The organism is Streptomyces sp. NBC_00289 (assembly GCF_041435115.1).
Classification (GTDB): Bacteria; Actinomycetota; Actinomycetes; order Streptomycetales; family Streptomycetaceae; genus Streptomyces.
The window spans coordinates 3,761,655-3,773,708 of record NZ_CP108046.1 but is presented as its reverse complement, the minus strand read 5'-3'; the positions used below and the strand labels follow the sequence as shown (position 1 = coordinate 3,773,708).

General features: G+C 71.2%; 12 protein-coding genes. 4 read left to right on the top strand and 8 right to left on the bottom strand.

The features are described 5' to 3' along the window. The first annotated feature begins 9 nt into the window (after positions 1-9). The gene (locus OG985_RS17095) at positions 10-1,515 is read left to right on the top strand and encodes a glycoside hydrolase family 3 protein (protein ID WP_371669199.1); all 1,506 of its coding nucleotides are present in this window, start codon (positions 10-12) and stop codon (positions 1,513-1,515) included. A 94-nt stretch (positions 1,516-1,609) separates the two neighbouring features. Here OG985_RS17095 and nagB read toward each other — a convergent pair whose 3' ends face one another. Then, a complete protein-coding gene (nagB, locus tag OG985_RS17090) occupies positions 1,610-2,395 on the bottom strand; it encodes a glucosamine-6-phosphate deaminase (RefSeq protein ID WP_371669198.1) in 786 nt (261 codons plus the stop codon). Positions 2,396-2,873: 478 nt separating this feature from the next. Between nagB and OG985_RS17085 the strand changes: the two genes are divergently transcribed. Then, positions 2,874-4,349, top strand: a complete 1,476-nt coding sequence (locus OG985_RS17085; protein WP_371669197.1) for a sensor histidine kinase — start codon at positions 2,874-2,876, stop codon at positions 4,347-4,349. A 178-nt stretch (positions 4,350-4,527) separates the two neighbouring features. Here the strand turns inward: OG985_RS17085 and OG985_RS17080 are convergent, their stop codons facing one another. Next, positions 4,528-4,785, bottom strand: a complete 258-nt coding sequence (locus tag OG985_RS17080; RefSeq protein WP_006380970.1) for a WhiB family transcriptional regulator — start codon at positions 4,783-4,785, stop codon at positions 4,528-4,530. 315 nt (positions 4,786-5,100) lie between these two features. Then, entirely contained in the window at positions 5,101-6,069 is a 969-nt protein-coding gene (locus OG985_RS17075) for a diacylglycerol kinase family protein (protein WP_371669196.1), read from the bottom strand. Positions 6,070-6,185: 116 nt separating this feature from the next. Between OG985_RS17075 and OG985_RS17070 the strand changes: the two genes are divergently transcribed. Continuing rightward, positions 6,186-6,644, top strand: coding sequence for a hypothetical protein (locus OG985_RS17070; protein ID WP_371669195.1), 459 nt, complete (start codon positions 6,186-6,188; stop codon positions 6,642-6,644). Between the two features lie 56 nt (positions 6,645-6,700). On the opposite strand, the gene OG985_RS17065 is transcribed toward OG985_RS17070, so the two are convergent. The 3 genes from OG985_RS17065 to OG985_RS17055 all read right to left on the bottom strand — a co-directional run bounded on the left by OG985_RS17065 (position 6,701) and on the right by OG985_RS17055 (position 8,786). Next, entirely contained in the window at positions 6,701-7,846 is a 1,146-nt protein-coding gene (locus tag OG985_RS17065; protein ID WP_371669194.1) for an RNA polymerase sigma factor SigF, read from the bottom strand. Next, the gene (locus tag OG985_RS17060) at positions 7,843-8,256 is read right to left on the bottom strand and encodes an anti-sigma regulatory factor (protein WP_019058277.1); all 414 of its coding nucleotides are present in this window, start codon (positions 8,254-8,256) and stop codon (positions 7,843-7,845) included. The genes OG985_RS17065 and OG985_RS17060 overlap by 4 nt, the downstream gene beginning before the upstream one ends. 269 nt (positions 8,257-8,525) lie before the next feature. After that, positions 8,526-8,786, bottom strand: a complete 261-nt coding sequence (locus tag OG985_RS17055; protein WP_371669193.1) for a UBP-type zinc finger domain-containing protein — start codon at positions 8,784-8,786, stop codon at positions 8,526-8,528. Between the two features lie 62 nt (positions 8,787-8,848). Here OG985_RS17055 and OG985_RS17050 point away from each other — a divergent pair, with 62 nt between their 5' ends. After that, on the top strand, positions 8,849-10,447 hold the full coding sequence (locus OG985_RS17050) for a Na+/H+ antiporter (RefSeq protein WP_371669192.1): 1,599 nt from the start codon (positions 8,849-8,851) through the stop codon (positions 10,445-10,447). A 30-nt stretch (positions 10,448-10,477) separates the two neighbouring features. Here the strand turns inward: OG985_RS17050 and OG985_RS17045 are convergent, their stop codons facing one another. Further along, positions 10,478-11,386 carry a 1-aminocyclopropane-1-carboxylate deaminase/D-cysteine desulfhydrase gene (locus OG985_RS17045; RefSeq protein ID WP_371669191.1) on the bottom strand — a complete coding sequence of 303 codons (909 nt, stop codon included), beginning with the start codon at positions 11,384-11,386 and terminating at the stop codon, positions 10,478-10,480. A gap of 33 nt (positions 11,387-11,419) precedes the next feature. Then, a complete protein-coding gene (locus tag OG985_RS17040) occupies positions 11,420-12,010 on the bottom strand; it encodes an N-acetylmuramoyl-L-alanine amidase (protein WP_371669190.1) in 591 nt (196 codons plus the stop codon). Between the last annotated feature and the right edge of the window lie 44 nt (positions 12,011-12,054).

Below are 12,054 nucleotides of genomic sequence, written 5' to 3'. Positions count from 1 at the left end.
CGCAGCCCGATGACGACATTCGCCAGTGGCACCACTGCGTCCAGTTCAGGTGGAGACGGCCTGTCGCGTGACGCGCTTACCGTCCTCCAGCCCGGCTTCCCCGGCACCACGGCCCCCGACTGGCTGCTGCGCCGGCTCGGCGAGGGCCTCGCCTCCGTCGGCCTGTTCGGCCGCAACATCGCCTCCGCCGAGCAACTGTCCGCCCTGACCGCCCAGCTGCGCGCCGAACGCGAGGACGTGCTCGTCGCGATCGACGAGGAGGGCGGCGACGTCACCCGGCTCGAGGTGCGGACCGGTTCCTCCTTCCCGGGCAACAACGCGCTGGGCGCGGTCGACGACGTCGAGCTGACCAGGGACGTCGCCGCCGAACTCGGCCGCCGCCTGGCCGCCTGCGGGGTCAACCTCAACTGGGCTCCGTCGGCGGACGTGAACTCCAACCCCGCCAACCCGGTCATCGGTGTCCGCTCCTTCGGCGCCGACACCCGCCTCGCCGCCCGGCACACGGCCGCCTATGTCACCGGCCTGCAGTCCGCCGGAGTCGCCGCCTGCACCAAGCACTTCCCCGGCCACGGCGACACGGCGGTGGACTCCCACCACGCGCTGCCCCGCATCGACGCGCAGGGCGAGGTGCTCGGGGAACGCGAACTCGTGCCGTTCCGCGCCGCGATCGCCGCGGGCACCCGCGCGGTCATGAGCGCCCACATCCTGGTCCCGGCCCTGGACCCGGACCGCCCGGCGACGTTGTCCCGCCGCATCCTGACCGACCTGCTGCGCGGCGAACTCGGCTACGACGGCCTGATCGTCACCGACGGCATGGAGATGCGGGCCATCGCCGGCACCTACGGCATCGAACGCGGCAGCGTCCTCGCCGTCGCCGCCGGAGCCGACGCGATCTGCGTGGGCGGCGGACTGTGCGACGACGAGACGGTACGGCGCCTGCGCGACGCCCTGGTCGCGGCCGTGCGCTCCGGCGAGCTGCCCGAGGAACGCCTCGCGGACGCGGCGGAGCGGGTGCGCGCCCTGGCACGCTGGACGGCGGCGGCGGGCAGCGCCGGCCAGGACGCCGGTGACAGCGAGGTCGGCCTGCGCGCGGCCCGGCGTGCCCTGCGGATCACCGGAGCGCCGGACTTCACCCCGCTCACCGAAGCGCCCTACGTCGCCGCGCTCACCCCGGTCGCGAACATCGCGGTCGGCGCCGAGACGCCCTGGGGAGTGGCCGCTGAGCTCTCCCGCCTGCTTCCCGGCACGGAGACGGGCAGCTTCTCGGGCGAGGACGCCGGGCAGCACGCCCTGGCCGCCGCCGGTGGCCGTCGGGTCGTGGCCGTCGTGCGCGACGAACACCGCCACCCCTGGATGGCGGCCGCCCTCGACACCCTGCTGGCGGCCCGCCCCGACACGGTCGTCGTCGAGATGGGCCTGCCGCAGGCCACCCCGCGAGGAGCCCTGCACATCGCCACCCACGGCGCGGCCCGGGTGTGCGGCCGGGCGGCCGCGGAGGTCGTCGCGGGGGCGTGAACCCGTACGACGAAGGCGCCGGCCCCCGCTGGGGACCGGCGCCTTCCGCGTGCCCGCGCCGGGCGACGACAGGCCGTGGGGGACAGGCGGAGAACTAGATCCCCTGCCAGTCCGGCTTGTTGGCGAAGGTGTGCCGGAAGTAGTCGGCGAGCTTCAGCTTGGACGCGGCGGCCTCGTCGACGACCACGGTGGCGTGCGGGTGGAGCTGGAGCGCGGAGGCCGGGCAGACCGCGGCGACCGGTCCCTCCACCGTCGCGGCGACCGCGTCCGCCTTGCCCTCACCGGTGGCGAGGAGCACCAGGTGGCGGGCCTCGAGGATGGTGCCGATGCCCTGCGTGATGACGTGGTGCGGGACCTGCTCGATGTCACCGTCGAAGAAGCGCGCGTTGTCGATCCGGGTCTGCTCGGTGAGCGTCTTGATCCTGGTCCGCGAGGCGAGGGAGGAGCAGGGCTCGTTGAACCCGATGTGTCCGTCGGTGCCGATCCCGAGCAGCTGGAGATCCACCCCGCCGGCCTCGGCCAGCGCCCTGTCGTACGCCTCGCAGGCCCCGAGCACGTCCTGGGCCGTGCCGTCGGGTCCGATGAACGCGTCCATACCGATCCCGAGCGGCTCCAGCACCTCGCGCCGCAGTACCGAGCGGTAGGACTCGGGGTGCTCGGCGGGCAGCCCCACGTATTCGTCGAGCTGTGCGATCCGGGCCCGCGAGGCGTCCACGGCGGCGGACTTCACCTCGGACGCCAGCGCCTCGTAGACGGGCAGCGGAGTCGAGCCGGTGGCCACGCCGAGCAGGGCGTCGGGCTTGCGCCGCAGGAGCCGGGCGATGGCATCGGCGATGAGCTCGCCGCCCGACCGGGCGTCCGGAACGATGACAACTTCCACGCTGGGCCTGCCGATCTGAAGAGCGATCCGAACACGGTGAGAATGACGATATGTGGTTTAGACCAATCTAACAGAGCGCGAAGAGCCGGAGGCGTCGGCGGGAAATGTCATCGGAATCTCCCCCCGCACACGAACCCACACGGGTTAGGCTGCGTGGTGGATGCCAGGACGTCCTACCACTTCGGGAAGTGACAACAACAAACAGCCTCCAACGCATGGACACACACAGTGGTCTAGTCCAGAATGCGATGGAGGAAGCGCCACGCTTCCGTCTTCCCCGCACAGGAAGACGGACCGAGGATCCGGAGCTCTCTGCCCTGACTGCCCCGGCTCCTCATCCTTCGGCCGACCGGGACCGCACACCCCACGGCCGATGTTGCTCCGGGCTGCGGTGCCGGGAGGGTTGAGGGTCCCTCCCAGGCGCCGCGGCCCGCGGGTGTCTCCGGGGCCTGTGCGCCCTCCGGGTACGCTCGGTGACGTGCCCTCCATGAACGAACTCGTACGCCAGCACACCGCCCTCGACGACTCCGACCTCGAGTGGCTTCACCTGCTGGTCTCGGAGTGGCAGCTGCTCTCCGACCTCTCCTTCGCCGACCTCGTCCTGTGGGTCCCCACCCGCGACGGCACCCGCTACGTCTCCGTCGCCCAGATGCGGCCCAACACCGGCCCCACCTCGTACCAGGACGACATGGTCGGCCACCTCGTGCCCCGCGGCCGCCGGCCCATGCTGGACGCCGCGCACGACGAGGGCCGGATCGTCCGCGAGGGCGACCCCGAGTGGCGTGAGGAGGTCCCGGTCCGGGTCGAGTCGATCCCCGTACGGCGTGAGGGGCGCGTGCTCGGGGTCATCGCGCGCAACACCAACCTGCTCACCGTGCGTACCCCGAGCCGCCTGGAGCTGACGTACCTCCAGAGCGCCTCGGACCTCGCGCAGATGATCGCGGCCGGCTCCTTCCCGTTCGCGAACCAGCAGGTGGACATGGACGCCTCGCCCCGGGTGGGCGACGGTCTCATCCGGCTGGACGCGGACGGCATCGTCCAGTACGCCTCGCCGAACGCCCTGTCCGCGTACCACCGCCTCGGCCTCGCGACCGACCTCGTCGGCCAGCACCTGGGCGAGACCACGGCCGAACTCGCCCCGACACTCGGGCCGGTGGACGAGGCGCTGGCCAAGGTCGCCAGCGGCTGGGCGCCGCGCGAGTTCGAGATCGAGTCCCACGACGGGGTGATCCAGTTCCGGGCGATTCCGCTCAAGCCCAAGGGCACCCGGATCGGTTCGCTGGTCCTGCTCCGGGACGTGACCGAACTACGGCGGCGCGAGCGAGAGTTGATCACCAAGGACGCGACCATCCGGGAGATCCACCACCGGGTGAAGAACAACCTGCAGACGGTGGCCGCCCTGTTGCGCCTCCAGGCCCGGCGTATCGAGTCCGACCGCGGCCGCGAGGCCCTGGAGGAGGCGGTACGGCGGGTCGGTTCGATCGCGATCGTGCACGAGACCCTCTCCCAGAACCTCGACGAGCGGGTGGAGTTCGACGAGATCGCCGACCGTGTCCTCGCGATGGTCGCCGAGATCTCCCCGGGCAAGGTGGCCGGCCGGCGCACCGGCCGCTTCGGCATCCTGGACGCCGAGGTCGCCACGCCCCTGTCGATGGTGCTGACCGAGATCCTGCAGAACGCCCTGGAGCACGGCTTCCGCGAGGGCGACACCGGCACCGTCGAGGTCTCGGCGGTCCGCGGCGGCTCCACGAAGGAGACCCGCCTGCTGGTGACCGTCCAGGACGACGGCGTCGGACTGCCCGAGGGCTTCGACCCGCACACCGGGGGCAACCTCGGCCTGCAGATCGTACGGACCCTGGTGGAAGGCGAGTTGGGCGGCACGTTCGACATGGTCCGCGCCCCGGAGCGGGGGACCCGGGTGATCCTCGACATTCCGGTGCGGGCCCCCAAGTAGCGCGCCCGTCGGCGAAAGGCACAGCAAGAAGCCCCGGACCGTTGAGCGGTCCGGGGCTTCTTCATGCTCGTTGCCAGCGTTTGCTGCGCATCGGGGGTACTGCGCGCTGCGGCTCGGGGGCGGGAGTTGCGTACTCGCTGTACGCGCCGCCAAGCCAGGCTGTCGCGGGGCGGGTGTGTCAGGCGGTGGCCTGACGGGCCCGGTTGCGGGCGGCGCGGCGCTTCATCGCGCGGCGCTCGTCCTCGCTGAGACCACCCCAGACGCCGGAGTCCTGGCCGGACTCGAGCGCCCACTGCAGGCACTGCTCCATGACGGGGCAGCGGCGGCAGACGGCCTTGGCTTCCTCGATCTGCAGCAGCGCAGGACCGGTGTTGCCGATGGGGAAGAAGAGCTCGGGGTCTTCCTCGCGGCAAACGGCGTTGTGACGCCAGTCCATGGCTGCTACCTCTCCTTGGTATTACATGCAGGTTGCTTGTGAATGTGAACGCTTTCACGAATCCCTCAACAAGTGAAGGGCCGACTGCCAGGTTCCCTGGTGTGGTCCTTGTGATGAGGGGTTCTGGTGATCAGTGGAGGCCGGTGTTGCGGGCCGTCTCGATCGCCACGTAGAGACTCGCAAACCTCAGCGGCGGATACAACCCCTACCGGAAAGTTTTTTTTGATTCCTCGGTGTCGACTAGGTCACAGCCGTACTTCCATGGGGTGGACCCTGGTCTAAACGTTCGAGTGAAAGGACTTTCGCGTCTTCTGCTCACACAATCACACGCAGTGCACGGCGTACGCCTGTGAACGTCACGCTCGTACGCAGCCCGAGGTGGTCGCCGTCCATCTGAAGGGGTAGCGGGGCCTTCGAATGCAAGGTGAACTCGGTCAGGTCGTGCAGGGACACGGCATGCTTGCCATGGGGTCCGCGCTCCGGGGACGAACTGAGCAACTGGGTGCCATACCGGGCGACCGCGGGCGTGGAAAGGCGGCTGAGACCGAGTATGTCGAGGCCTTTATCGAACGAGGCCTTAGGCGACGTGTACATCGGGCGATTGCCGAGATACGTCCAGGGCGAGGTGTTCGAAACTATCGCCACCACCAGATCGTCGACCGTCTCCTCGCCGGGCCGCTCGACCGAGATCGTGCCGTGCCGGCGGTTGGTCTCCCCGAGGAACTGGCGCACCACCTGGCGCACATACAGCGCGTGCGTCGATTTCCGGCCCCGCTCACGCTGCTGCTCGACGCGGCCCACCACCCCGGCGTCGAAGCCGAGTCCGGCGTTGAAGGTGAACCAGCGGGACGGCACCGACTCGTCCTCGGTGCCCGGGGTGCCGGACGTCAGGCCCAGCCCGACGGTGCGTTCCCGTCCCTCACGCAGAGCGTCCAACAGGGCGCCCGTGGCCTCCACGGCGTCGTTCGGCAGGCCCAGCGCCCGGGCGAAGACGTTGGTGGAACCACCGGGAACCACCGCGAGGCCGGGCAGGCGATCCGGCTCGGGACCGGCGTGCAGCAGACCGTTGACGACCTCGTTGACCGTGCCGTCGCCGCCGAGGGCCACCACCAGGTCGACGTTCCCGCTCTCCGCCGCCTGCCGGCCCAGGTCGCGCGCGTGGCCGCGGTACTCGGTGGTGACCGCCTCGAGTTTCATCTCGCTCGCGAGCGCGTGGATCAGGACATCGCGCGTACGTGCGCTTGTGGTGGTTGCCGCCGGATTGACCACGAGGAGTGCACGCATGGATTGCAGCGTACCTACTCGGCGGTACCGATCCCAGGCCGAGTCAAGGATCGAGTAAGAGATCGGTGCGTGAACCTCACCACGAGTGACCGCGCCGGCGCGGCTACCCTGCAAGGGTGACGTCTCAGAATCCCGCCCCCGCAGCCGAAACCGCCCGGGACACGGGGCCCCGCCCCGCCCGGCTGACCGCCGCTGCGGCGCTCGCCGCGCTGGAGGGGCTCGCGCTGGCCGTCGGGGGTGCCTGGATCCTGGTGGAGGGCCTCGCGGGGGAGCCGGACGACCGCGGCTCGGCCGTCACCGGCGGCATCACACTGATCGTCCTCGCGCTGCTGCCGCTGCTCGCCGCGCGCGGGCTGCTCAAACGGCGCGGCTGGAGCCGGGGCCCGGCCGTCATCACCCAGATCATGGCCCTGCCGGTGGCCTACAACCTGCTCCAGGCGGACAGCGTGGCGATTCCGGCGGGCATCGCCCTCGCGGTCGTCGCGGTCACGGCACTGGTGCTGCTGGTCAACCCGGCGACGACCCAGGCCCTCGGGGTCAAGGGGCCGGGCCGCGCACAGGACGGGAAGCGGTAGCCGCGGACCCAGACGGTCGCCGTACATCCGGCGACAGTCGTGCGGTGCGGGGACTCCTACTCCTCCACCAGCAGCTTCTCCCGCAGCTGGGCCAGCGTTCGAGCCAGCAGCCGGGACACGTGCATCTGCGAGATCCCGACCTCCTGCGCGATCTGCGACTGGGTCATGTTGCCGAAGAAGCGCAGCAGCAGGATCCGCTTCTCGCGCGGCGGGAGGTCCTCCAGGAGCGGCTTGAGCGACTCGCGGTACTCGACGCCCTCCAGCGCCTCGTCCTCCGCGCCCAGGGTGTCCGCGACCGCCGGGGACTCGTCGTCCGTGTCGGGGACGTCCAGGGACAGCGTGGAGTACGCGTTGGCGGACTCCAGGCCCTCCAGGACCTCCTCCTCCGAGATGGCCAGTTTCTCGGCCAGCTCGTGGACGGTGGGGGAGCGGCCGTGCTGCTGCGAGAGTTCCGCCGTCGCGGTGGTGAGCGCGAGACGCAGTTCCTGCAGCCGGCGCGGGACGCGCACCGCCCAGCCCTTGTCGCGGAAGTGGCGCTTGATCTCGCCGACGACCGTGGGCGTCGCGTACGTCGAGAACTCGACGCCGCGCTCCGGATCGAAGCGGTCGACGGACTTGATCAGGCCGATGGTGGCGACCTGGGTCAGGTCGTCCAGCGGCTCGCCGCGGTTGCGGAAGCGGCGGGCGAGGTGCTCGACGAGCGGCAGGTGCATGCGGACCAGCCGGTTGCGCAGCTCCGCGTACTCCGGGCTGCCGTCCTGCAGTTTGCGCAGTTCGATGAACAGGGCGCGTGCCCCGCTGCGGTCCTGGGGCCGGTGCGAAGTGTGCTGCACGCGCTGCGCGGCCTTGTCGTCTTCTCGCTCGTGCTCGCTCATCGTCCCGCCCGTTGCCCTTCCCCGAGCCTCTGCCTCCGCTCGGACAGGGGTGACCCCGATCCGTCCGTCCAGAGGCGCGCTCCGCACGGCACCTTCCCGATCACGCTGCCCGTCGCCCGGGACGACGGCCTCCGAGGAGTCGTCCTCCGGGTGCGGCCGGGCCTGCTCGGGGATGCCGTCGATGGCGTCCGCCTTGCGTCGGAATGCGCTCGGGCCGTCTTCTCCCGAGCCCTCGACCGTGCTCGAGCCGGGGGGACCCCCCTCCTCGGCCGGCAGCTCCCGTGTGCCGCGCTCTTCGTCACGCACCGGCCCGTCCCCGTTCCTCACGCCGGCCCGGGTCCCGCGCCGCGCTGTTTGTAGAGGCTGATCGAAACGGTTTTGTCCTCGTCCACGGCGGAGGAGACCTTGCCCGCCAGGGCCGACAGGACGGTCCAGGCGAACGTGTCGCGCGCGGGGGCGTGACCGTCCGTGGTCGGCGCCGAGACGGTGACCTCGAGCGAGTCGTCGACGAGCCGGAAGACACAGCTGAGCACCGAGCCGGGCACGGCCTGCTGGAGCAGGATCGCGCAGGCCTCGTCGACCGCGATGCGAAGGTCCTCGATCTCGTCGAGGGTGAAGTCCAAACGGGCCGCGAGGCCGGCCGTGGCCGTCCGCAGCACCGACAGGTAGGCACCCGCAGCCGGCAGCCGGACTTCCACGAAGTCCTGGGTCGCGGGTTCGCCTGCGATCTGGGACACCCTCACCTCCAAGGTGGTACAAGCTTTTCGGGCCGAGGGTCGCCCCCCGGGGTAACGCGATACGTGGTGCAGCGGTGACGCTACCGCGCTCTCGACTTTCCTGTCCCCGGGACCCCGACCCCCTGCTGTCACTCATAGTAAACCTATGAGTACGCTCCGTGGCTAGAGGGTTCGCGGGCCCAATTGGGAACAGGGCGCGTCGGGTTGACGTACCCAGACGTCAGACGGTCGAACCGTCCGGATCCGGAGTCTCCCCAGGCCGTCCAGAGTCACACGAGGACGTGGTCCACGAAGCACCAACGCCAGTTCTCGCCGGGTTCGAAGGTTCGCATCACGGGATGACCGGACTCCTTGTGGTGCTCGTTGGCGTGCCGTGCCGGAGAGGAGTCGCAGCAGCCGACGTGACCGCAGGTGAGGCAGAGCCGAAGCTGTACCGGGTGCGTACCGTCCCGTAGACACTCCGGACAGGTCTCGCTCAGCGGCTCCGGCTCCGGGTGCGGCAGCGCGTCGGCGTGCGTGCACTGTTTCATGATTGCCAGATTACGACGGGTGTGCGGGTGGCCGCGCGCAAAAACGAGGGCGGGCGAGAACGATGGACGTGATGCCACTGCTGTTGCTGGTGGCGGGGAGCGCGGCGATCGCCGCGGCCGCCCGGCGGACACCGGTGCCCGCACCGCTGCTGCTGGTCGCGGCCGGTCTGGTGATCTCGTACGTCCCCGGAATCCCCGAATACACCCTCGACCCCCACATCGTCCTGCCGCTCATCCTGCCCCCGCTGCTCTACACCTCGGCCACCGACAGCTCGTACCTCGACCTGCGTGCCCAGCTGCGGCCCGTCGCGCTGCTGTCGGTGGGGTACGTGCTGTTCGCGACCGTGGTGGTCGGCTGGGCCGTCTACAGGATCGTCCCGGGGCTGCCGCTGGCCGCGGCCCTGGTGCTGGGCGCGGTGGTGGCGCCGCCGGACGCCGTCGCGGCCACCGCCGTGGCGCGCCGGGTGGGGCTGCCGTCCCGGATCACCACGATTCTCCAGGGCGAGTCGCTGGTGAACGACGCCACCGCGATCACCGCCTACCGGGTCGCCCTCGCCGCGGCCATCGGCGAGGGCGCCACCTGGGCCGAGGGGATCGGCGAGTTCCTGCTCGCGGCGGTCGGCGGCGTCGGCATCGGGCTGCTCCTGATGGTGCCGATCCACTGGCTGCGCACCCACCTCAAGGAGGCGCTGCTGCAGAACACGCTCTCCCTGCTGATCCCGTTCGTCGCGTACGCCGTCGCCGAGCAGGTGCACGCCTCCGGGGTCCTCGCGGTCGTGGTCGTGGCGCTCTATCTCGGTCACCGCGCGTGGGAGGTGGACTTCGCGACGCGCCTGCAGGAGGAGGCGGTGTGGAAGATGGTCGCGTTCGTCCTGGAGTCGTCGGTGTTCGCCCTGATCGGACTGCAGCTCCCGGTCGTCCTCAAGGGCCTCGGGGAGTACGAGGGAGGCACCGCCGCCTGGTACGCGGTGGCCGTCTTCCTGGTCGTGGTCGCCACCCGCTTCGTGTGGGTCTATCCGGCGACCTTCCTGCCGCGCATGCTGTCGGCGCGGATCAGGGAGCGGGAGCCCGATCCCACCTGGAAGGGCGCGTTCGTCATCGGCTGGGCCGGCATGCGGGGCGTGGTGTCGCTGGCCATCGCCTTCTCGATCCCGCTCACGGTGCACGGCGGCGACAAGTTCCCCGGGCGCAACCTCATCCTCTTCCTGACCTTCACGACGGTCATCGGCACGCTCGTCGTGCAGGGCGTGACGCTGCCCCCGCTGATCCGCCTGCTGAAGCTGCCCGGCCGCGACCAGCAGGCCGAGACGCTCGCGGAGGCCAACGCCCAGGCGCAGGCCTCCCTGGCCGCCGAGCGGCGTCTGGAGGAACTCCTCGCCGACGAGCGCAACGCCCTTCCGCCGCCCCTCGCCGACCGGCTGCGCGCCGTCCTGGAACGCCGCCGCAACGCCGTCTGGGAACGCCTCGGCCAGGTCAACCCCCTCACCGGCGAGACCGTCGACGACACCTACCGGCGCCTGTCCCGGGAGATGATCAGCACGGAACGCAAGGTGTTCGTGCGGCTGCGGGACGCCCGCCACATCGACGACGAGATGCTGCGGACGCTGCTGCGCAGGCTGGACCTGGAGGAGGCGGCGGCCTTCCGGGAGGCGGCGAGCTGAGCACGCCGGGGTCGGAGCCGGTGACCGTGGTCAGGGCCCCGTGAGGAACGGCCGGCCCGTGACGACGGCCGTCACCGTCGTCCCGCGCCGGAAGGCGCCCTCCGCCACGAGCGCGACGAGGCCGTACAGCAACTTGGCCACATAGAGACGTTCGACGGGCAGGCCGTGGCGGTCCTCGAAGTCGCTCGCGAAGGCGTCGAGTTCCGTCGTGGTGCGGGCGTAGCCGCCGAAGTGGAAGCGGTCGTCGAGGTGCCAGGAGCCGCGCGGGCCGCCGAACGCCTCGCCCTGCAGGGCCTGTATGCCGGCGGTCAGGAAGCCGCCCCTGAGGACGGGCACGCCCAGGGCCCGCTGGCCGGGAGCGAGCCCGGCGGCCAGCCCCGCGAGGGTGCCGCCGGTGCCGCAGGCGACCGCGACGACGTCACTCCGACCGCGCAGCTCCGCGCCGAGTTCGCGGCAGCCCCGCACGGCCAGGGCGTTGCTGCCGCCCTCCGGGACGACGTAGGCGTCCTCGGTGCCCACCGCACGCAGCAGCGCCCCGAGGATCTCCGGCTCGCTCTTGCGGCGATACGTCGACCTGTCGACGAAGTGCAGACGCATGCCGTCCGCCGCACACCGGGCCAGCGAGGGGTTGAGGGGGCGGTCGGCGAGTTCCTGGCCGCGGACCACGCCGACGGTCGGCAGACCGAGGAGGCGGCCGGCGGCGGCCGTGGCGCGCAGGTGGCCGGAGTAGGCGCCGCCGAAGGTGAGGACCGTACGGCCCGCCGCGGCCGTGAGGTTGGGCGCGAGTTTGCGCCACTTGTTGCCGATGAGCTCCGGGTGGACCAGATCGTCGCGCTTGAGCAGCAGACGGACGCCGTGACGGGCGCAGCGGGGATCCGACAGCTCCTGCAGGGGCGACGGCAGGCGGGGACGCAGGGCGGCGGTGTCGGGGCTGGTCACGGCACCATTGTCGCCGCCCCGACCGGCCGCGGCCTACTTCAGGCGGTCACGCACCCGCGCCCGCAGCCACGCCATGGTGAACCCCCGCGGATCCACCTTCCCCGGCTGCCACTCCAGGTGGCCGATGACCGACCGCTCCGTCCAGCCGTGATGCCGGCAGACGGCCGCGGCGGCCTTCTCGATCGCCGTGAGCTGGGCCTGGGGCCAGGGGTCCTCGCCGTCGCCGAGGTTCTCGCACTCGAAGCCGTAGAAGTGGCGGTTGCCGTCGGTGTTCGCCTCGTTGTCGTGCGGCAGCGCCTTCTCCGCGATCACCGCGCGCAGGACGTCGTCGTCGCCGAGTCCGGCGTGGTTGGCCCGGCCGTATCCGACGAGGTGGACGGTGCCGTCCTTGGTGATGACGCCGTGGCACAGCGGCCCCGACAGGTCCGGGCGGCCGTCCCGGCACAGCGCCACCGTCAGCGCACTGCCATGGGTCACGGTGTGGTGGATCATCACGCCGTGGACGGGCCCCCAGGGGCCCTTGTGGTTGCGGTTGTGGTGCTTCCAGTCGCCGACCTCGACGACGGTGAGGCCTTCGGCCCTGAGTGCGGCCAGGAAGCCGCCCGCGGGCATGGGTGAGGCCATGGCCGCCTCCTTCGTGCTGTGCGCCGGCCGCCGTACGCTGCCCG